This window comes from Solitalea longa (genome assembly GCF_002920915.1).
Classification (GTDB): Bacteria; Bacteroidota; Bacteroidia; order Sphingobacteriales; family Sphingobacteriaceae; genus Solitalea; species Solitalea longa.
On record NZ_PQVF01000004.1, the window covers coordinates 63,770 to 84,231 of the forward strand.

17 protein-coding genes are annotated in these 20,462 nt (G+C 37.8%); 7 read left to right on the top strand and 10 right to left on the bottom strand.

Annotation, left to right across the window (positions count from 1 at the left end):
- The first annotated feature begins 29 nt into the window (after positions 1–29).
- Positions 30–479, top strand: coding sequence for a GNAT family N-acetyltransferase (locus C3K47_RS06070; RefSeq protein ID WP_103788236.1), 450 nt, complete (start codon positions 30–32; stop codon positions 477–479).
- A 105-nt stretch (positions 480–584) separates the two neighbouring features.
- Positions 585–1,148, top strand: coding sequence for a NifU family protein (locus tag C3K47_RS06075; RefSeq protein WP_103788237.1), 564 nt, complete (start codon positions 585–587; stop codon positions 1,146–1,148).
- A gap of 91 nt (positions 1,149–1,239) precedes the next feature.
- Here C3K47_RS06075 and C3K47_RS06080 read toward each other — a convergent pair whose 3' ends face one another.
- Entirely contained in the window at positions 1,240–2,262 is a 1,023-nt protein-coding gene (locus C3K47_RS06080; RefSeq protein ID WP_103788238.1) for an outer membrane beta-barrel protein, read from the bottom strand.
- Positions 2,263–2,605: 343 nt separating this feature from the next.
- Between C3K47_RS06080 and C3K47_RS06085 the strand changes: the two genes are divergently transcribed.
- Positions 2,606–3,787 (top strand): AIR synthase related protein, encoded by a 1,182-nt coding sequence (locus tag C3K47_RS06085; protein ID WP_103788239.1) that lies wholly within the window; start codon positions 2,606–2,608, stop codon positions 3,785–3,787.
- Positions 3,788–3,854: 67 nt separating this feature from the next.
- Here C3K47_RS06085 and C3K47_RS06090 read toward each other — a convergent pair whose 3' ends face one another.
- Positions 3,855–4,097, bottom strand: a complete 243-nt coding sequence (locus C3K47_RS06090) for a cysteine-rich CWC family protein (RefSeq protein WP_103788240.1) — start codon at positions 4,095–4,097, stop codon at positions 3,855–3,857.
- Between the two features lie 320 nt (positions 4,098–4,417).
- On the opposite strand from C3K47_RS06090, the gene C3K47_RS06095 reads away from it, so the two are divergent.
- Together C3K47_RS06095 and yidC are read left to right on the top strand one after the other, a co-directional pair.
- Entirely contained in the window at positions 4,418–6,046 is a 1,629-nt protein-coding gene (locus C3K47_RS06095) for a CTP synthase (RefSeq protein WP_103788241.1), read from the top strand.
- Positions 6,047–6,064: 18 nt separating this feature from the next.
- Positions 6,065–7,855 carry a membrane protein insertase YidC gene (gene yidC, locus C3K47_RS06100; RefSeq protein WP_103788242.1) on the top strand — a complete coding sequence of 597 codons (1,791 nt, stop codon included), beginning with the start codon at positions 6,065–6,067 and terminating at the stop codon, positions 7,853–7,855.
- Between the two features lie 371 nt (positions 7,856–8,226).
- On the opposite strand, the gene C3K47_RS06105 is transcribed toward yidC, so the two are convergent.
- Entirely contained in the window at positions 8,227–8,718 is a 492-nt protein-coding gene (locus tag C3K47_RS06105; RefSeq protein ID WP_103788243.1) for a GyrI-like domain-containing protein, read from the bottom strand.
- A gap of 266 nt (positions 8,719–8,984) precedes the next feature.
- Here C3K47_RS06105 and C3K47_RS06110 point away from each other — a divergent pair, with 266 nt between their 5' ends.
- Both C3K47_RS06110 and C3K47_RS06115 read left to right on the top strand, forming a co-directional pair.
- On the top strand, positions 8,985–12,065 hold the full coding sequence (locus C3K47_RS06110; RefSeq protein ID WP_103788244.1) for a tetratricopeptide repeat protein: 3,081 nt from the start codon (positions 8,985–8,987) through the stop codon (positions 12,063–12,065).
- Between the two features lie 101 nt (positions 12,066–12,166).
- Positions 12,167–13,207, top strand: a complete 1,041-nt coding sequence (locus C3K47_RS06115; RefSeq protein WP_103788245.1) for a hypothetical protein — start codon at positions 12,167–12,169, stop codon at positions 13,205–13,207.
- 93 nt (positions 13,208–13,300) lie between these two features.
- Here the strand turns inward: C3K47_RS06115 and C3K47_RS06120 are convergent, their stop codons facing one another.
- The 7 genes from C3K47_RS06120 to C3K47_RS06150 form a co-directional block, all read right to left on the bottom strand.
- Positions 13,301–15,223, bottom strand: coding sequence for a peptide-N-glycosidase F-related protein (locus C3K47_RS06120; RefSeq protein ID WP_103788246.1), 1,923 nt, complete (start codon positions 15,221–15,223; stop codon positions 13,301–13,303).
- 293 nt (positions 15,224–15,516) lie between these two features.
- Positions 15,517–15,891: an iron chaperone gene (locus tag C3K47_RS06125; RefSeq protein ID WP_103788247.1), complete on the bottom strand. Its 375-nt coding sequence runs from the start codon at positions 15,889–15,891 to the stop codon at positions 15,517–15,519.
- A gap of 52 nt (positions 15,892–15,943) precedes the next feature.
- Positions 15,944–16,447, bottom strand: coding sequence for a hypothetical protein (locus C3K47_RS06130; protein WP_133159338.1), 504 nt, complete (start codon positions 16,445–16,447; stop codon positions 15,944–15,946).
- A 46-nt stretch (positions 16,448–16,493) separates the two neighbouring features.
- On the bottom strand, positions 16,494–16,949 hold the full coding sequence (locus C3K47_RS06135) for a GNAT family N-acetyltransferase (RefSeq protein ID WP_103788249.1): 456 nt from the start codon (positions 16,947–16,949) through the stop codon (positions 16,494–16,496).
- A 45-nt stretch (positions 16,950–16,994) separates the two neighbouring features.
- On the bottom strand, positions 16,995–17,780 hold the full coding sequence (locus tag C3K47_RS06140; protein ID WP_103788250.1) for an SDR family oxidoreductase: 786 nt from the start codon (positions 17,778–17,780) through the stop codon (positions 16,995–16,997).
- 10 nt (positions 17,781–17,790) lie between these two features.
- Positions 17,791–19,026, bottom strand: a complete 1,236-nt coding sequence (locus tag C3K47_RS06145) for a tetratricopeptide repeat protein (protein WP_103788251.1) — start codon at positions 19,024–19,026, stop codon at positions 17,791–17,793.
- A 9-nt stretch (positions 19,027–19,035) separates the two neighbouring features.
- A complete protein-coding gene (locus C3K47_RS06150) occupies positions 19,036–20,358 on the bottom strand; it encodes an AAA family ATPase (RefSeq protein WP_103788252.1) in 1,323 nt (440 codons plus the stop codon).
- Positions 20,359–20,462 lie beyond the last annotated feature (104 nt).

Genomic DNA, 20,462 nt, shown 5'->3' on the forward strand with positions numbered 1-20,462 from the left:
CTACATATTCAATTTAATTTATTGTTCAAATGACAACTATTAAACGCGTTACATCAGAAAATGACGATTTTAAGTCTCTGGTTGCCTTGCTTGACGAAGATTTAGCAATAAGAGATGGTGATGAGCATGCATTTTATCATCAGTTTAATAAAATAAACCTTATCAAACATGCAATTGTTGTTTATAGCGATCATACTCCAGTAGGTTGCGGTGCAATCAAGGCCTTTTCAGATGATCGAATGGAAGTTAAAAGAATGTTTGTAAAACCCGAATTTAGAAGAAAGGGAATTGCGTCGATTATTCTGAATGAATTAGAGCTGTGGGCTGAAGAATTAAATTATCCAGGTTTGGTATTAGAAACCGGAAAAAATCAACCTGAAGCGATAAGGCTTTACGAAAAAAATAATTTCGCTGTAATTCCAAATTATGGCCAATATATTGGCGTAACTAATAGTATATGTTTCGAAAAGATACTCTAAGTAGTAAGTCATAAAATGTCATTTTAAAGCTAAAATCTAAAAACTGAATTTCCCTAAAACCTTTTTTACTTATCTTTGTACTTATTCTAAATAAATATTAAGAGAATGAGTTTAACAGCCACTGTAAACGTATATACCGAGATAACACCTAATCCGGCTACTATGAAGTTTATTACCAATAAGCTTTTAATTAACGGAAGTAAGGATTTTGCTACTAAAGAAAGTGCTCAGGAGTCTCCTTTCGCTAAAGAATTATTCAAATTCTCTTTTGTGGACGGGGTGTTTTTTGCGAGCAATTTTGTAACAATTACTAAAGTTGCTGGATCTGACTGGGAAGATCTTATTCCTATCTTAAAGGAGTTTGTTAAAGGCGCTGTTGAATCAGAACTTAAGATTGTTAACGATCACAATGAGGAAGTAATTTTTGAAGGAACAGAAACAGAAAAGAAAATCCAACAAATTTTACATGATTATGTTCGTCCGGCAGTTGAACAAGACGGTGGTGCTATTCACTATAAGTCATTTGATGAAGCTGGTGTTGTTACTGTTGAGCTTAAGGGTTCTTGCAGCGGATGTCCTTCATCAACCATTACACTTAAAGCAGGTATCGAAAACTTATTGAAAAGAATGGTGCCTGAAGTTACAGAAGTTATTGCAGAAGCAGTGTAATTCCCCTAACCTTTCATAACGAAAATATCCTTGTTGAATTTATACAACAAGGATATTTTCATTTATTAGGGTCTATAATTTATAACGAAATTTAAAAATTAACCTTAACACCTACACTAAAGCCTAAACCTCCGATGTTAATATAAGATCGAAGATCTTCTGCATTTTTCGTTTTATCAAAATTAGGATTGCGAGTAGTAGTCCCTAACGTGTATTCGGTGTTTGAAGAAGTGTTTAAGCTGGTTTTATAATCGGTAAATTTTTCTCCCTGCTCTAAATTTTCATATGCAAGTGTCACCGGCTGCCCATTTACCCTACTTACCCCAGTACCACTATAGGCAGTAACTTCTTTGCCTTTGCTGCTCACCGCTATATTTCTGTACTCAACCTCTGCATAAGCTTTAACCTTCTTTGCAACAGGATAATTGATACCTAACGCACCTAAAAAACCTATAGTTGCTCGGGGTTCAATTTCTTCTTCACGATGCAAATTTAAATTGGCAATAGCACCACCCGTGGTAGCTCCATATCGGTCATAAATGTCTGTACTGATCTTTAAGCGTCCATGAATAGGCACTATCACTCCTACTTTAGAATAAGGTTCGAAACCATTATTCAATGGAAGTTTGAATACAAGGTTTGGAGAAATATCAAATGCATAAACTCTTCCAGTGGCATCAATACTTAATGCTGTTGTTCCCGCCTGAGCTGGGGTTACGTCATCTGTCAATGTTTTCATAGCCATTTGATGTGTATCGCTATGGAAGAAATGAAGTCCAACTTCAAGTGCAATATGTTTATTAAAACTGTATCCAGGAGTGGCATTGAATCGATATCCTTGTCCAAATGAGCCGGTAATAGTTTTATCAGTACTTAAAACCTCTTTAAGGGTATTTGTTCCATTTACTACGGTAAGAATCAATGATCCGGTGCTGATTCGTGGCTGAAGTGTACCCACATTTGGAAATTCAACCGGAGTTACGGTGATAAAATAGCTGGCACCACCTTTAATATACCAACCCCTACCTTCCTTTGGTTCAACATCTTTGCTTTGTGCAAATGCCACGGTACTTAACGCTCCAAGCATTAATGCCGAAAGTAAAATTTTCTTCATAATTTGATTTAATCGATTTAATTAATTTACTAATAATAAACGAGTTATTAGCTGTTTAAACTTCAAAAATCAGCCTTTAAGTATTCAAAACAAATCAACCACATCAAATGCATGCATAATATATTGAATTTCAAATTAAAAAAATTTATGAATGATTATTCAGTCATTATTTCAATTTATACATTTTTCTAATTAGTTACGGATCCTAAACAATTGATTTAAGGTGGCCTTAACCTTATTGAAAAAGTGCCAATACGGAGCTTTAAATCTTGGAAATTGAAAACCCAAATGCTTATTTGAAAGGGATTCTTAAGTCATTAATCAAAAATTCTATCTTTGCGCTATGCAAACAGATGCCCGATATAATTTAAGAGGTGTATCAGCTTCGAAAGAAGATGTACACGCTGCTATTCAAAATATTGATAAAGGAATTTTCCCTAAAGCCTTTTGCAAAATTATTCCAGACATTATTGGTGGAGATTCCGATTACTGTAATATCATGCACGCCGACGGGGCTGGAACCAAATCATCACTGGCTTATACCTATTGGAAGGAAACCGGTGATATAAGCGTTTGGAAAGGCATTGCACAAGATGCCATCATCATGAACATTGATGATTTGCTTTGTGTAGGTGCTGTGGATAATATCTTGCTTTCTTCAACAATTGGCCGTAATAAGAACCTGATTCCGGGTGAAGTGATCGCAGCCATTATTAATGGAACGGAAGAAATTTTAGCTGATTTAAGAGAGCATGGCATAAGTATCTTTTCAACTGGTGGTGAAACCGCTGATGTGGGCGATTTGGTTCGTACCATTATAGTTGATTCGACCGTTACATGCCGTATGAAACGTGAAGATGTGATCTCGAATGATCGAATTAAAGCGGGTGATGTTATTGTTGGCCTGGCTTCATATGGAATAGCCTCTTACGAATCGGAATATAATGGCGGTATGGGAAGTAATGGACTGACCTCAGCTCGTCATGACGTATTCAACAAAACCATTGCTCAAAATTATCCTGAAAGCTTCGATCCTCAGGTTCCCTCAGATCTGGTTTTCTCTGGAAATAAAAATTTGACCGATAAAGTTGATGTTCCCGGATTTGGCACTATTGACGCAGGTAAACTGGTGCTCTCTCCTACCCGTACTTATGCGCCGGTTATTAAAAAGATCTTAGAAAAATATCGTAAGCAAATTAACGGTATGGTTCATTGCAGTGGCGGAGCTCAAACCAAAGTATTACATTTCATAGATAATGTGCATGTTATAAAAGATAACCTATTCCCAGTTCCTCCTTTGTTCAAATTAATTCATGAACAATCGGGCACTGATTGGAAAGAAATGTATAAAGTATTTAACATGGGTCACCGTATGGAACTTTATGTTTCAGCAGAAATTGCTACCGATATTATAAACATTAGTAAAGAGTTTAATATTGATGCTCAGATTGTTGGTCGTGTAGAAGCCAGTGAAGCTAAAAAAGTGACTATCAAATCTGAGTTCGGGGAATTCATTTACGAATAAGAGTTAATAAAGAACTTTAACAGGTGTTTCGACAAATCGGAACACCTTTTTTATTTAATACTTTTCTTTAACGCGTTTTTAAAATGCTGTTCATTTGTTCCTTTTTTTCTGTCAATGAACGATATTTTGCCTCCCGTTTAAGTTCCAACAAACATTTTCGGCATAAACAATCTGTATAATTATCAGCAACTAGATCTTTTTCCTCTGCCGTAAATGTAAGTCCATAACACTGGCATTGGGTTATTGAACCTGCTTTGCATTCAAATGAAGAATTACATCTTGGACAAGTATTTATTTCGTGGGCTGCCATAAATCTTATTTCAAATATTACGTAGTTCTACCATTCATTCTGCTAATTCAACAATGAATATTAAATAAACCCAAAGTCTTTAATTTTCATCCCAGGGTCAATAGCCGTAGACCAAAAAATGCAAAGAATTAGGTTTTACTAAGATAGTTTCATTTGATTCAAAAAGGTAAATAGCATGATAAAAAATATAGTTTTACAGACCTATCTCATTTTCTATCAATTTTTTAAAATATAATGCAGGTTATTTACAATGAATAGACAGTAGAACCATTATTTTTCGTACTTTTGCAACCCGTAACCAGCAGCCATCAATTCAGATTATGACTAAATACGTTTTTGTTACGGGGGGTGTTACCTCGTCGTTAGGGAAAGGAATTATTTCAGCTTCATTAGCTAAATTATTACAGTCGAGAGGATACAGGGTAACCATCCAAAAACTGGATCCATACATTAATATCGACCCTGGAACCTTAAATCCATATGAACATGGAGAATGTTATGTAACCGAAGATGGCGCAGAAACCGATCTTGACTTGGGTCATTATGAGCGTTTCTTAAATGTTCCAACATCGCAGGCCAACAACGTAACCACCGGCCGCATTTATCAGAATGTAATTAATAAAGAACGCAGAGGCGATTATTTAGGTAAGACCGTTCAGGTGGTACCACATATTACAGATGAGATTAAAGCCAATATTCAGCGCTTAGGTGACACCGGCGAATATGATATTGTTATCACTGAACTTGGTGGAACCGTAGGCGATATTGAATCATTGCCTTATATCGAGGCTGTACGTCAGTTCCGTTGGGAACATGGTTCAACCAACACTCTGGTAATCCACCTAACCCTATTGCCTTATTTGGCTGCTGCAGGTGAGCTTAAAACCAAGCCTACTCAGCACTCAGTAAAAATGTTAATGGAGTACGGTGTGCACCCAGATATTTTGGTTTGCCGTACCGAACATAGAATGACGCAAGATCTACGCAAAAAGATCGCTTTGTTCTGTAACGTTAACGTAAATGCGGTAATTGAATCAGCTGATGCTTCAACTATTTATGACGTTCCGTTATTGATGTTAAAAGAGCAATTAGACCGTATCGTACTTACTAAACTTAAACTTCCAATTAAAGATGAACCTAATTTAGAGTCTTGGAAAGCTTTCTTAGGTAAGCTGAAAAACCCTACTTCAGAGGTGAAAATCGGTTTGGTTGGAAAATACGTTGAACTACCTGATGCTTACAAATCAATTTGTGAATCGTTTATTCATGCCGGAGCTCAAAACGAGTGTAAGGTAAACTTGCAATATATTCACTCGGAACATATCACTGCAGAAAACGTTCAGGAGAAATTAGGTTTACTTGATGGTGTTCTGGTAGCACCAGGTTTTGGTAATCGTGGTATTGAAGGTAAGATTGAAGCCATTAAATATGTTCGCGAAAACAATGTTCCATTCTTTGGTATCTGTTTAGGTATGCAGTGTGCGGTAATTGAATTTGCGCGAAACGTATTGAACATGAAAGATGCTCATTCATTGGAAATGAATCCTGATACCTCAAATGCAGTGATCAACTTAATGGAGGAGCAAAAGCAGATAACGGAAATGGGAGGAACCATGCGTTTGGGTTCTTACCCTTGTGAAATCAAAAAGGGTTCTAAAGCGTTTGCAGCTTACGGAAAATCAAGAATTTCTGAACGCCACCGTCATCGTTATGAATTCAACAACGCTTACTTGCAACAATTCAATGATGCAGGAATGTTAACCTCTGGCATTAATCCTGATTCTGGCTTGGTTGAGATTATCGAATTAAAAAATCACCCTTATTTTGTTGGTGGTCAGTTTCACCCTGAATTAAGAAGTACAGTAGCTAATCCGCATCCTTTATTTGTTAAGTTTGTAGAAGCTGCAAAAACATATCATTACGAGAATAACCCAAAAAAAGCTAAATAGTATTTAAGAACCCGATAAATGGATAGAAACACGCTTACCGGTATGATGTTGATAGCTGCCATCCTGTTAGGATGGGGCTATTTCATGAAGCCAAATGAGGCTGAAGTGAAACAATATCAGCATCAAACTGATTCAATCAAGAATGCAAAAGCAGGCATTAAACCTACTCCTGTAGCTGCCAATAAAAGCGTTGCAACGACCGCCGATTCGTCGGTTGTTAAAACGCAGCAATTTATTACGCTCGAAAACGAAAAGATTAAAGTTACCCTTTCAACAAAAGGTGGTCGCGTATATTCAACTGAAATTAAAGGTCAGAAAACATTTGACGGAAAACCGGTTGTGTTATTTAATGGCGATGATAACCGTTTCGGCTTTAAGCTTCCATTAACCAGTAAGAATGTAAATACTAACGATGAATTTTTCCAACCTGTTGGTTCTTCATTTACTGTAGCAGGCAAAGATTCAAACAGCGTTACCATGCGTTTGACCTTCTCGCCTACTCAATATGTTGATTATGTTTATTCACTTAAAGGCGAAAGTTATTTACTGAATTATGGTGTTACACTGGTTGGAATGAATCAGTTGATTTCACCAAGCGCTAAAGCTCTGAACCTGGAGTGGAAAAGCGATTTAAAACAACAGGAAAAAGATAAAAAGAACGAGCAAAGTTTCACCACAGTATATTACCGACAAGAAAACGGTGATATAGACTATCTTTCTGAATCTAAAGACAAAGAGGAAAAACCTGAAGAACCTTTAAAATGGGTTTCGTTTAAACAGCATTTTTTCTCTTCAGTATTAATTGCTCAGGATAAATTTCAAGGCAGTACATTAAATACAGTTACCGATTTAACCAAACCGGCTCTTAAAAATTTATCTGCCGATTTAGTGGTTCCCTATACTGCTAAACCAATTGATCAGCTAAACTTCAAATTCTATTTCGGCCCTAATCAGTTTAACCAACTTAAAAATGTGGGTTATGATTTAGAAAAACAAGTGAATTTAGGTTGGGGACCTTTAGGCTGGATTAACCGTTGGGCGGTTATTCCATTGTTTAACTTCCTTGCTAATAACTTTAACCTGAACTTTGGTATCATCATCCTGATTTTAACTGTGGTGTTAAAATTAGTTTTATTACCGATCACTTATACTTCCTACATGTCGCAGGCGAAAATGCGCGCTTTAAAACCAGAAATGGATGCGATAAAAGAAAAGGTGGGTGAAGAGGATCAAACCAAACTGCAACAGGAGTACATGAAGCTCTACAAACAAGCTGGCGTTAATCCATTGGCAGGTTGTATTCCATTATTGCTTCAAATGCCAATATTGTTGGCTTTCTTCCGCTTCTTCCCTGCTTCATTTGAGCTGCGTCAGCAACCATTCTTATGGATGAATGACCTTTCGACCTACGATTCAGTAATTAACTTTGGTGTTAATATTCCGTTTTTAGGTAGTCACTTAAGCTTAATGTGTGTGTTGATGACTATTTCAACCCTGATCTATACCTGGATGAACAACCGTATTTCTGGTGTTACAGGTCAAATGAAATACATTGGTTACATTATGCCAATTGTATTCCTGGGAGCACTGAACAGTTTCCCTGCAGGTTTGAACTTCTATTATTTCTGTGCTAACATAATAACCTTTGCTCAGCAATTTATTATTGGTAAGTTCATTAATCAGGATGCGATTCACGCTAAAATTCAGGAGAATAAAAAACGTCCAAATGCCAACAAAAAATCGAAATGGCAAATGCGTTTAGAAGAAATGACTAAACAGCAGCAAGCGGCTCAACAACGTAAAAAATAAGCTTGATTGCACTTAAATAGAAAACGTCCCGGCAACACCGGGACGTTTTTTTATAAATAAATCTCTTCTGAATTCTTACAAAAAAAAGGAGTTGAAACCTGGGAAGAATCAACTCCTTTAATTTAACCTAAACCAAAAGAAAAAGAATAATGGAAGGAATATAAAATATAACTTATACTCTTTTTCCTAGAGCTAAGGTAGATTAATCATTTGAATTAGCAAAATATTTTTTAATTCAGATGGACAACCTTTAGTATTTCATTAAAATAACTCATTCACTTAAATTTTAATATAATAGTCTTAAAAATATTCAAAACTTGATATTATGACCTACTAAGCAACAACTTATTAGTTGCTGGGAGTTAAATTACCTAATCCTTTCTTTTAGCTTTTATCGGAATCCATATTTCTTCTTCCGATTCAGGGTCATCATTTTTATATTTTTTGCCAAGAACTTCAAAATGAGGTCGGTTATCGAGTACATAATCCGACTCTGGCAACCATACCCCAAAAATATATTGAAAGGTTTTTGCTCCGGTGCTTGCTGCTCCTTTATGTAAAAACACTGCATAAAGACCCTCTTCCAATAAAAATGTTTCCATTCCATCAGGTATCCTATTAAAATCAGTAACCTCAACCGCTGCCCACTTTTCAAAAACTGCACCTGGATCAAAATCTTCAAAACTGTAAGAAGCCTCGTAAACTTGCATTGAAATCAGATCAGTATTAATCGCGTTGGATATTTCTTTGTACTGATGCATGAAACTCCGCCATAATTCCCCAGTTCTGTTATCAATTAATGACATAGCAAGGTGTTTACCAATTAATTTTTTAGTCGGTATGGATTGAATTCTTAGTAACATATACGGGGAATAAACTATTGATCTTCTTTAAGAGCCCCTAAAGTAGTTAAAATGCCAATTGTTTTACTGATGTGCTTACTGGCACCTGAAGTTTATCAAAGTGTATAAACAAAAAATACCTGCCAAGTTTAACTAGCTAAGACTTTATTTATTACATTGGAAAACTATCAACCTGCAATGTCGCTACCTATTCAACTTGAGATTTTTTAAGTCGAGTAAAATAAATCAAGACATTTAGTAAAGAATCGTTTGATTAAATAATAAACATGAAGCACCTACTAACCTCTATTATTGTTTTCAGTTCCATCTATTCGTTTGGACAAAATTGTACAACTGAATCCTTACTTCAAAAACCAGGAACCTGGAAAGAAACCAGCGGAGGGATGCAAGGTGTGGCCGCAGCAGATCTGGCAAAAGAGAAAAAAACAGTGGCCTTCATCAACAGCATGATCAAATCAAAGTATTCCCCCATCGCAGTGAATGCAACTGCTAACGGTGGCTACAATCGATCGGAATCGAATATGCCGGTTAATAGTTATACTTACAGTATCATCCCATTAGAGTCTTACTGTGATGGCAACATGATTAAAACAGCAGGGGAAACAGAAAGCTACTTTTCTATTGGCATTAATTCCTTTTTTGATGAAATTTATGATACAGCCCAAGGAGACAGGGAACTCCAGGAAGGATTCAATGTGCTAAGCCAAATGCCGAGGCTTAAAGATGGATATTATTATTTCGATGAAAAAAAGATTCCCCTTGTTCTTGGGGGAACGGGCAAAAGCAATGCCTGGCTAATTACTTATGATGGCAAACTTCCCTGGGCATATGTAACCAAGAAAGAATTCCTGGAAAAAAGGAAAAAGAATTTATCTGTACAGATGGATATGGATGCATCAGGTATAAAAGACGTACTTAAGAATATTGAGATTGAGAAAGGATTTAAAGAAACTGAATATAAAAATGATGCAGACAAGCTTCAACGATATATGAAGATGGATTACCTGCCTTCAAAAGAAAGGTATGGAAAACAGCTGGCTGAAATTGACAAAAGATACAAGCCGGTCTTTGATAAAGTTGATGATTTGCTAAAGATGCCTGCAACGGAGCTGAATCAATATGCCATTGTAAAAATGGATCCAAAGGATGGTTTATCATACCTGTTTACTACTGAGGATGACCCTTTCGCAAAGATACTGATCAAACCCAACCCGGCATATTTCAATAAAAAACTACCACGATCTGCCCCACAATTCTTTACGGTATACATCAGAGGAAATCATAACGATCCGGTGGTAGCAAAATTTATGGCTGACATTATAAAGGCTATCGATTTTAATGTCCTAAAGAACATCCTAGGTAAAGAACCTAATCAACCTGTTGCACAAGCTAAAGCCACTCCGCCAGCAAAACCAATAGCAATAAAGCCTGTAATCGAAATCAAAGCATATGACATCTATAAAAATGAACCTTCGAAAGGCTTTAAACAAACTGATGTTTCGCAACTAAAAAATGTGGCACAATTACCTGCAGCTGTTAATAGCAAAATAAAAGCGAAAGCACTTTCTATCAGGCTTACAGCCTCAACTATTGTCGGCTATTTGAATGAGCTACAGAACGACGTTGAAAAAAATCTTGATCAGCAACAAACAAAAAACACACAGATTATTTATGCAAAAGTAAAATCAGCACCAGTTGATCTTGCTGACCTTGGCATCTGGCTTTATTATAAAGGAGCGACAAAAGAAGCGCTTTGGTGTTTATCAAAGGCAGCAAGTATGGCACCAACCAATGACTATATCATCAGTAATTTAACAGGAATTATGAACCTGGCGCATGCTGAAGCAAGGGCATTGCCGCTCCACCGTTATCTCAAAACCAAATATCCAGTTAATACAACCATTCTCAACAACCTGGGTCAGGCGCTTTATGCCCTAGGTGAAATAAGCAACAGCAAAACTGTGCTCGACTCATGTATAAAAATCTACGCCTATCATCCACAGGCCAATTACACGAGGGCTATTATTGCAGAAAAAGAAGGAAAGAATGGTGAGGCAACGGCCTTTATTCAAAAAAGTATAAAAGGTTCTTACAGTGATAAAACAAATGAGTTTGCACAACGCAAAGGCATTAAACTCGATTACAGCAACCTGCTTAACCGATACCGGCCAACAACAAACGAATACATTAACCCGGCAAGGTTTCGCCCGCCTGCACAATGTAAAAATGTGTTTGAAGCAGAAAAGCTTGAAGCAGAATGGGATGAATGGAAGAATACAATGCAGGAGATCATCGCTAAGATCAACGGAGGGCTATCAACCGCCTCTTCAGACTTTCAGCAACAATCACAAAAACAAATACAACATAAAACAAGTGCTTCCGGTTTCTCTTTTGGCCCCTTACATGGAAAAGCAGAAAAGCTTTACAAAGTTTACCTCGATAAAATTGCCGCGGTACAGGAAGAAGCTCAATTCTACCTTGACCACACCTACAAAATGGATAAAACATCAATCGAAACAAATCACGAAAGTAAAATAGCAGAGATTGAAAAAAAATATGCCAGTATGAGTGGTGAAGGAAAGGGATCTTATTCAGAAGCGAGATGCAATGAGCTGAATGCAGAAAACAATAATTATCTGGAGTTAATGGCAGGTATAAACAACGCGTTTAACAATCGGTTTTCAGAACCTTTACGTTCTCTAAACATTGAAGCGATGTATTGGAGTCAGATGATGCCTGGCCCCGAAGGATCCAGGGAAATGCTTTATTACGATCGTGCAATATTTGCTGTAAATCCACTTCAGATCAATTCCACCTTCATTCAGCCTTGTGAGCAAAACCAAAACGGGTCAGCAGGGAAATTAGAAGCGGAGATGCCTGATCCTTATTGCCCTATCAGTTTTAAATTTAAAGTGCAGTTTGTGAAAATTAATGGTGATTGTGGCAAATTTGAAGTTGAACTGGAATTTGAAGGCCTTGTTCTGAACCTTGAGCGAGATTTTGTGCAAAAAAAATCGACCATTGCGTTTGGTGCAGGTATCTCGTTAGATCTTCAAAATAAAGTTGATGATATTTCACAGAATGTAATTGTACCCGGGAAAGTGGTTGAGCTAGTTGAATTTGGTGGTGGCGGTGTTGGAGTAAAAGCCCAGGGCTTTATAGAGATAGATTCCGATGGCGTTTCAGATTTTGGTTTGCGTGGCGAAGCTTCTGTTGAAGGTGTGTTTACAGATAAAGGGGATCTTAAAATCAGTGGAAAAATGGGTGTTAACTCAGGAGTTGATATCACTCCCTCTCCTGCCGTTCAAGGTATTGGCAACACATTAAATGATGCCTTTCTGAGATAATATAAAAGCAATAGCTACCACTTTTGATTAAGAAATCATTGTTTTAAGGGATGGCTCTTGCCAACATGTCCTGATTATTAAAAACGACAATAAGTTAAAAAATGAAGCATATAATTTCTTTCTGTTTTTTCTGTGCTTTCGCTGTAACAGCCTTCGCACAAAAAGAAACCTTCGACCTTATAACTTACACAGCACCTCAGAACTGGACAAAGGATACCCGGGAGACCGTGGTGAGTTATGTTAACATTAATACGAAAAAGAAATCGTGGTGCAGGATCAGTATTTATAAAAGTACCACCAGCAAGGGAAACATTGAAAGTGATTTCGAAAGTGAATGGAATACTCTTGTTGCAAAAGAATACAAGGTAACCGAAGCTCCACAAACAAGCGAAGCTGTGGAAGCAGAAGGCAGGAAAGTAAAATCAGGCGCAGGGAAATTCATTTTTGATAATGCAAATGCCACCGCCCTGATTACCACGATAAGCGGTTTTGAACGTTGTGTGAGTGTTGTTGCTGTCACCAATGATCAGGAATATTTGTCGTTTGTTCAAAGTTTTATGGAAACGCTTGAGATGAAAGCGCCAGCTATAAAGGTGCAACCTGTCACCACCCAACAATCCACAATAAATGATCCCTCATCTGTTATTGGCATCTGGGGCAAAACTGCAACCAAAAACAGCAGCGGCGATATGGATAATGGCCTCCATGGCTATTTTAAATGTCAATACATGTTTAATAAAAATGGCACGTATAGTTATATCAGCAGAGTATTTTCTTATCAACCCGAAATTATTTTGGCAAAAGAAAGTGGCACCTATCATGTAAATGGCAATGTTATAACGCTAATACCTCAAAGCAGTATTATTCAAAAATGGAGTAAGGGTTATACTACTGAAACAGGTGGCCGGAAGGTATATTTGGATAAACTCGGCACTTTACTTTCGAGCCAGAACAGACCGTTGGAAAAAATCAGCTATCGGTTCAACAAGGAATATTTCTCCGGCATTCAGGAATGGAACCTGGCACTGCACGCCGACAAGGAAACACTTCGTGACGGGCCTTTCAATGGTGGCAATTATTATCCCAATACATGGCTGTATAAAGCCATTGTTTCAGATGAATTTCTTGTAAAGACTGAATAATGTTTAGCAGCGAAGAACATTTGTTAGAATATAAAACCCCTTACAAAACATAATTTGCAAGGGGTTTTGTATATGCTGAATTATATAATCGACTTATTTCAGCACCCGCACCCGCTTGCGGGCTTTTTCCTGGCCGTTTACAAGTACCTTTAAATAATAAGTGCCTTTTTCATAACGCCCCAAATCGTAAGTAAAGAAACCTTCTTTGAGCTGTTGATAGCGGTGCTCCTCCAGCGGTACATCGTTATCTTTTACCAGTTGCACCAATACGTCTTCTTCCTTATTAGAAAAATAATCAAGCGTGGTTTTATCTTTTGTTTTTGAAGGGTAAACTCCCACCAGCAATTGATTGTTCTTCACTGAATCCGGTTGATCCTCGACACTGAAATTATAAGTCCAACCCGATCCGCAATCTGATTCAAAAAGCTTTAACAATTCTCCTTTTGTATTCATCAAACGGGTTCTTCCGCTCCCGTCCTGGGGTTTATACCAAAATTCCAGTCCATCACCGGCAGTATCGATCAACGCCAAGGTATAAGCGCCTTTGGCCAGCTTTAAGGTATCGCGATAAATGGTGTTCGCCTTCAAGGTTCCTAGTTTTCTTTCCTTCATCACCTTTCCTTCGCTGTTGTATAAAATGTAGGCATTTTGTTCAGGTTGGTTATTGGTCATGAAATAAAAGATCAAACTATCCGAAAGTTTGGGAGCAGGCTTAAAAGCAACTGTTAACTTATTATCCTTTTGAAAAGCGTCTTTCTGTCCGTTAGGTTTTACAACTTCAGACCAAAACCTGTTTCCTTCGGGCTTAGACTCAATTCGGCCGGGCAAACTGATGGTAGCCGTAGCACCGCTAGCCAAATTGCCTTTCCACAGGTATTGTTTTTTTTCAAAACCCAGAGTTCCATAGTTAACCGTTAAACTATTGATTTCAGTAGCACCAAAGTTTTTAACCAAAATTTGAGGATTAGCTGCCGCCGGATTTTGTCGCCCGTAAATGGATTTGGAAGAAGGTACTATGATATCTTCTAATGCCACATCATTTACCGCGCTTACTTTTTTATATTGTATCAAATAAGCACTGATCACTTCATCTGCTGTCGGCTTTGCAATTTCATAGCGCTCCATGTCGACTTTTACAGTATGCGATGTGCCCGGTTCTACTTTTATGTCAAGTAAATCAGGTTGCAGTAAAGTGCCTGGACACCAATTTGCCCTATCAAACACCCAGGTGCCAGCTTGGGGATACAAAGGATTGTCTCCGCACTTTTTCCAGATAGATCGCTCATCGATCAATCTTCCGTCACACCAAACCAGGCGTTTCTTGCTGCAAAACTCACCGCAATTATCCGTATCGTTCATACCGTGTCCGGTTTGCAAAATGCGCAAACGGGCCAATTTTGCATCAGGACTTGCAGTAAAAGGAAAAGGTTTAAGCGCTTCGTCAATCGGGCTATTTTTATCTCCATATACAAAATGTCCATCATAAACTTTTTGAATGGAGATCGGCTCCATAGCCGGCTTGCCTTTTATTATCTCAAAATCGACGGTGACCGCCCAACCGCGCTCTTTATTTGATTCATAACCGGAATGGCCGTAGGCTATTTCAACGCTATCGCGCAGCAACAAACTAAAATCAGTTACATCAACTTCCCAGTCGAACTTCCAGTTTTTAGAAAAAGACCAGCCATAAGGCGTAAGCATACGTCCGATTTCATAGTTCAGGGTTTCTCCCTTTTGACCACCCTTACGCAGGATGCTGATACGATCCATATAATCCCATTCGGCACAGCGCATACTATCTGGACAAGCAAATTGGACCTTCATGGTAATTTTCCGGATGGGTACATTCGGAGCAAGGAACGCACCCCAATTCTTATAAGTGTTAACCCCTTTTGCAGGATCGGTTACTACAGTGGTTTTGTTGTGAGTTATAACATGAAGAGTATCTGATGGTGAGGCCTTCAGGTTGGAAATGATTAAAATGAAAGTTAAAATGAGTAAAAATATCCTGTTCATTAATTTCTAAATCGATTTATAAATAAAGCGACAAAGATAATTTTGACAGCCTACCAAAAAAATCTCTCAGGTAACAATACTGAGCAATTCCTCATTTATTCAAAGTTTTATTGAAACACTTGATATGAAAGTGTCGGATACATTAAGGAATGCAACCTGGCATTGCAGGCAAATAAGGAAACCCTTCATGACGGGTCTTTCAATGGTGGCAATTATTATCCTAGCTCATGGCAATATAAAGCCATTGTTTCGGATGAATTTCATGTAACGATTAATGATTGGCAACTGATTTTCTACTTTTTCTTTTTTAAGCTTTTCAATAAACTCTCCTCTACCCTAAATTGAACAATACGCTCGATCAGCTCAAGGGGCATAGGTTTATCTAATGGAAACTGAATAGTTCCCTTACCGCCTTTATAGCCCGAAAGCTCTTCTTTAAATGCCTCAATGGCTCTTGGTGCCGGATACAATCCGATATGGTTTGCATAGGCCGCAAAATGGACGAGGTTGCCATTCAAATAAAAAGTTGGTATGGCGTAACTGATCTTTTCTTCGGCTTCAGGAACCACCTTTTTAATTGTGGCCCTTATTTGCTCCAAAACCTGCTGAGTTTCCTTTGGGAAACCTGCAATGTATTCATCTATTGTATTGACTTTGGAAGTTTGCATATCAACTCAAATTTAAGATGTATTTAAAAAGTTATTTTTGAGATCGATTCCATTAATCCAACTCTAATAATTGCTTTCGCTTTTCAAAATCTTCCTCAAGTTTAATCAAATACGAGATTATTATTATAGGTACAATGTTAATATAGAGGTAAAATTCATCGGTATGGTGCGGAGTGTATTTAACAGAAAAAGAAGATATGGAAAATATGATATCAGGGCCAAAGGATTCAGTCCATTCAAAACCAAAAGAAATGCGAGCCCCTGAGAAATAAGAAAATGCTATTGAAAAAATGCAAAATTGGAGTATTTGGACAGCCTGATTCCAGAATGAAAGTGTAAGCCCTTTTAATTCTGTTTTTCGAAGCAGGTTTCCACAATAAATTGAAAATGAAAATAGAGAGAACCCTAAAGCATAAAATAAAATATGTAATCCTCCCAATGCATGTTCATCAATAAATAGCCCTAGTGTTCCAAATATGCCAATGATCCCACCAACAATTTGGTAGTAGCCGATGAACCTCATTCTATCCTCAATATCAAAAGAAAGTAGTCTCATATTCTGTCAATAAATTAGTAAAAACAAAAACCGTATGGAGCCAGAGTTAATCCACCTTAATTCTATAGTTATAAAACTCCCTATCTGCATCCTGTTTCTCAAAACCAATTTGCTCATATAAGCTTTGTGCAGTATAGTTGTCAATTGCAGTAGACAGGTCTACGTATTTTGCGCCATCTTCACGAGCAAATTGCAAGACCGTTTGAATAAGCTGCTCTCCAACACCTTGCTTACGATAGTTAGCATCAACATATAAATCATTCAACAGCCAATTTTTAACCGCTCTTACTGATGAGTAAATAGGAAACAGTTGTGTAAATCCTAAGGGTTCTTCTTTTTCATTTAAGGCTACAAAAATGATCGACTCGTTATTATCTAATCTAGCTTGAATAAATTGCTGAGCCAATAAAATATCTGAATCCTGCTTGTAAAAGATGCGATAATTGTTGAATAAATCAGTTACCAGGCTGCTTTCGGCAGCTGTAATTCGTTTAACTTGCATAGGTAGAAAATGTGAAAATTAAGATAGTGTAATGGTTATAAAGAATTAAACTGTTTTTGCTTTTCTGATGATCTTGCTTAATAAGCCGGGAGCAAATCGTTTTAATAGTACTGCAAAGCGTTCACGTAAAGCCGCAACAATTACCTCTTCTTGTCCACTGCTAATAGCATTCAATATCTTTTGGGCAGCTTCTCCTGGTTTGAGTCCGTTTGCAGTAGCTTCATCCATTGTACCCTGAGAAGTTCCGTGAGCGGTAAGTGCATTAATGCTAATATTTGTTTGCACATAGCCTGGACAAACCAAGAGAACCTTAATGTTATCCTTATAGCATTCGGCCCTAAGTGTATCAAAATAACCATGTAAACCATGTTTTGAGGCTGCATATGCCGAACGTAAGGGTGCTCCCAGTTTACCCATAATGCTTGAAACAGTAACAATTTGACCAGATCTCTGCTGTAACATCCGTGGCAAAACGGCACGCGTCATGGCAATGGTTCCTAAAAGGTTTACATCAACCATTTGCTTTTCCACTTCAAAATCGGTTTCAATGAGTAATGAGCGCTGGCTGATACCGGCATTATTGATAAGGATATCTACAGGCCCATCAATATTTTTCACCGTTTCAAAAACCTGTTGATGATTGCCTAAGTCTATCGGAACTAATTCAACGGCTGAAGCTCCTGTACAATTTGCTTTTACTCGTTGCAATTCTTTTAGATTTCTGCCCGAAAGAATAAGTTTAGCTCCTTCAGCGGCCATTGCATAAGACAAAGCTTCACCAATTCCGGATGAAGCTCCAGTAATCCAAACTCTTTTATTTAAAAAACGCATTAACCATACCCTATTTAAGTGCAATGTAATTGGCAACCCATTGATAAGCTATAAAGCCAAATAGATAGATACTGGAGAATGTATTGAGAACATCACCAGAATAAAATGTTTCAATTGTGGCTAAGATCCCTGCCACTACTAATCCGAGGGTATAAAATAAAAGCAGTTTATTCTTTCCTCTGAACATACTCGAAAAGGGTATCATCATCGTTAAACCAAAGATTCCAGCAACAATGAACGCTGGATTAGAAAAGAAAAACGAGGAGGTAAAAGCTATAAGTGAAACCAAAATAGAAACCCCTACCAGATTAGAGCTTTTGATCTCATTTTTATCCAGAGCATATCTACCATAAACATTCAGCCTTAAAAACAAGTTCGAAATTGGTGAAATTATCCAGGTAGAAAATGCGAATAATGAAATCAAAACAACGATTGGCATCAGTATTAATGCTGCTCCTTCATTGGTCTCGGCTAGTTTCCCCAAAAGTTTAGTCAACAGAAAAAAACCGATAATGAAGCCCCATTGCGATGCTTTCTTTTTATTGCCTAACCAAAACTGGTATTGCAGAAACCATTTATAAACCAAATATTTTGATTTGATGGCCTCCACCATTCCTGCTTTTGCATAGTTTGAATTGGGGTCGAGTTTCAAAGATTCCCTGAAATGCTCCAACGCCTTTTCAGTATTTCCCTGTTCCAATAAACCCCAGCCGTAATTAGCATGGGTGAACGCATTTTCAGGATCGTTCTCCAGAGCAAAATCAATAGTTTGAGCAGCTTCTTCACCCCTATTCAATTTCACTAATGCCATACTGCGCAGGTTAAGGCAAAGGTGATTTTCAGGATCCAGGCTCAGGCCCTCATTTGCTTTTTCAAGGCTCTTTTCAAATTCCTTTTTAACCATTAAAATATTGGCCCAAATACCAAAATAGTTGGCATCATAAGGAAAAAGATGAATTGCCTCCTGTATGGTCTCCTCTGCCTCTTTAACTTTATCGTCGTCTAAAAGAATCTTACTGTAGGTATAAAAATAGATGCTATTATCAGGTTCCAGGGCAATAGCCTCCTTAATATTCTCTAATGCCTTACGCTTCTCTCCTAAATTCAGGTTACAGATCGCCATATAATAATGCAGCTCTGAATTGTCGGGCGCACTAGCCAATAATCCATGAATTTCTTTAATGGCCTCGGCATATCGTTTATGCATTATTAGCAATCCGGCTTTTTCTAGTTCCGTTGAAATCATAAGGAGATTTTATTTTTTGATATTCAGATACGTTAACACATCATCATACAAGCCCGATTCATTAGAATACAAAGCATAGTTGCGTGCCGAGTTAAACCATTCCTTGGTACTTGGTCGGTGCTTTTTAGCAGCATTTATCAAATCTTTGTTCGACAATGGCGCGGGAACCCCTGATTTAAATGCCTCTTTCAATTTTTCTTCAATGGCAATATCCACCAGAGCCTTTAAATCAGCACCTGAAAAGTCGGTAGTGGCTTTTGCCACTGAGCTCAGGTCTAGTTTTTCGGTAGGTTTACCTTTCAGAATGATCTGAAGAATTTGTGCTCTTGCTGCTGCATCAGGAGGATCAACAAAGATGATCCTATCGAAACGTCCCGGACGACGGAAAGCGCCATCCAGCTGCCATGGAGCATTAGTAGCACCAATTATTAATACCCCCTCATTATTTGAATCAATGCCATCCATTTCAGCCAAAAACTGGTTGATCAACTGACGGCCACTTGAATTGCGCATATCATAGCGGCTGGCACCCAAGGCATCTACTTCGTCAAAAAATAACACGCAAGGTTTGTTACGGCGGGCCATTTCAAATATTTCATGAAGGTTTTTCTCGCTGTTACCAATGTACATATCCAGAATATCGTTGATACCCACACTGATAAATTTGGCATCAACCTGCCCTGCTGTTGCCCGTGCAATATGTGTTTTACCACAGCCCGGAGGGCCGTATAACAAAATCCCACCTCCTATTTTCTTTCCATAAGCTGCATATAGCTCGGCGTGTTTTAATGGCTGAATGATCTTCAGGTCGATCTCCTCTTTCACACGGTCCATTCCTCCAACATCCTCGAAGCTTACGTTTGGTGTTTCTAAAAACCGGAGTGATTCTTCATCGATCAGATCATTCATATCAAAATCACCATTGGTTGGCAGGCTCATTACTTTCAGCTTTGCATCCAGTTCATCATCGAAGAAATAAGGATCGAGGCTCAGTATTTTCTTATGAATATCAATCGCTTCGGAAATCCGGTTTTCCCTTACCAACACCCGTGCATACAACACTAAGATCTCCTTTACAGACGAATTAGGTGCAATTTCTTCAAGTATTATTGAAGCTGTGGAAAAATCATTTTTATGAAAATAGCATTGAGCCAATCCAAATTTGGCTTTTGCATTGGTACGATCAAGCGCTAATATTTCCTTAAATTCCGTTAATGCCTCTTCCATATTGTTTGCCAGAAGAAGCGCTTCAGCCAACATTAATTTTAAAGGCACATTATTAGGAGAGAATTTCAGTGCTTCTCTCAAGTTTTGAATATTATCGTTTTGCATTATTTGGCAATGAATTAATATTATTTTTCTTCTAAATTTTCTGCTATTTCTTCATCATCAGAATAAGCATAAACAAAAGTAAGATATGGAATCCAGATTGAAAC

Bases quoted from the DNA above. Each gene is read 5' to 3' on its own strand.
- yidC (WP_103788242.1), top strand. From the start codon at position 6,065: ATGGATAGAAACACGCTTACCGGTATGATGTTGATAGCTGCCATCCTG.
- C3K47_RS06080 (WP_103788238.1), bottom strand. From the start codon at position 2,262: ATGAAGAAAATTTTACTTTCGGCATTAATGCTTGGAGCGTTAAGTACC.
- C3K47_RS06135 (WP_103788249.1), bottom strand. From the start codon at position 16,949: ATGCAAGTTAAACGAATTACAGCTGCCGAAAGCAGCCTGGTAACTGAT.
- C3K47_RS06105 (WP_103788243.1), bottom strand. From the start codon at position 8,718: ATGTTACTAAGAATTCAATCCATACCGACTAAAAAATTAATTGGTAAA.
- C3K47_RS06115 (WP_103788245.1), top strand. From the start codon at position 12,167: ATGAAGCATATAATTTCTTTCTGTTTTTTCTGTGCTTTCGCTGTAACA.
- C3K47_RS06140 (WP_103788250.1), bottom strand. From the start codon at position 17,780: ATGCGTTTTTTAAATAAAAGAGTTTGGATTACTGGAGCTTCATCCGGA.
- C3K47_RS06130 (WP_133159338.1), bottom strand. From the start codon at position 16,447: ATGAGACTACTTTCTTTTGATATTGAGGATAGAATGAGGTTCATCGGC.
- C3K47_RS06095 (WP_103788241.1), top strand. From the start codon at position 4,418: ATGACTAAATACGTTTTTGTTACGGGGGGTGTTACCTCGTCGTTAGGG.
- C3K47_RS06145 (WP_103788251.1), bottom strand. From the start codon at position 19,026: ATGATTTCAACGGAACTAGAAAAAGCCGGATTGCTAATAATGCATAAA.
- C3K47_RS06110 (WP_103788244.1), top strand. From the start codon at position 8,985: ATGAAGCACCTACTAACCTCTATTATTGTTTTCAGTTCCATCTATTCG.
- C3K47_RS06090 (WP_103788240.1), bottom strand. From the start codon at position 4,097: ATGGCAGCCCACGAAATAAATACTTGTCCAAGATGTAATTCTTCATTT.
- C3K47_RS06120 (WP_103788246.1), bottom strand. From the start codon at position 15,223: ATGAACAGGATATTTTTACTCATTTTAACTTTCATTTTAATCATTTCC.
- C3K47_RS06070 (WP_103788236.1), top strand. From the start codon at position 30: ATGACAACTATTAAACGCGTTACATCAGAAAATGACGATTTTAAGTCT.
- C3K47_RS06150 (WP_103788252.1), bottom strand. From the start codon at position 20,358: ATGCAAAACGATAATATTCAAAACTTGAGAGAAGCACTGAAATTCTCT.
- C3K47_RS06075 (WP_103788237.1), top strand. From the start codon at position 585: ATGAGTTTAACAGCCACTGTAAACGTATATACCGAGATAACACCTAAT.
- C3K47_RS06085 (WP_103788239.1), top strand. From the start codon at position 2,606: ATGCAAACAGATGCCCGATATAATTTAAGAGGTGTATCAGCTTCGAAA.
- C3K47_RS06125 (WP_103788247.1), bottom strand. From the start codon at position 15,891: ATGCAAACTTCCAAAGTCAATACAATAGATGAATACATTGCAGGTTTC.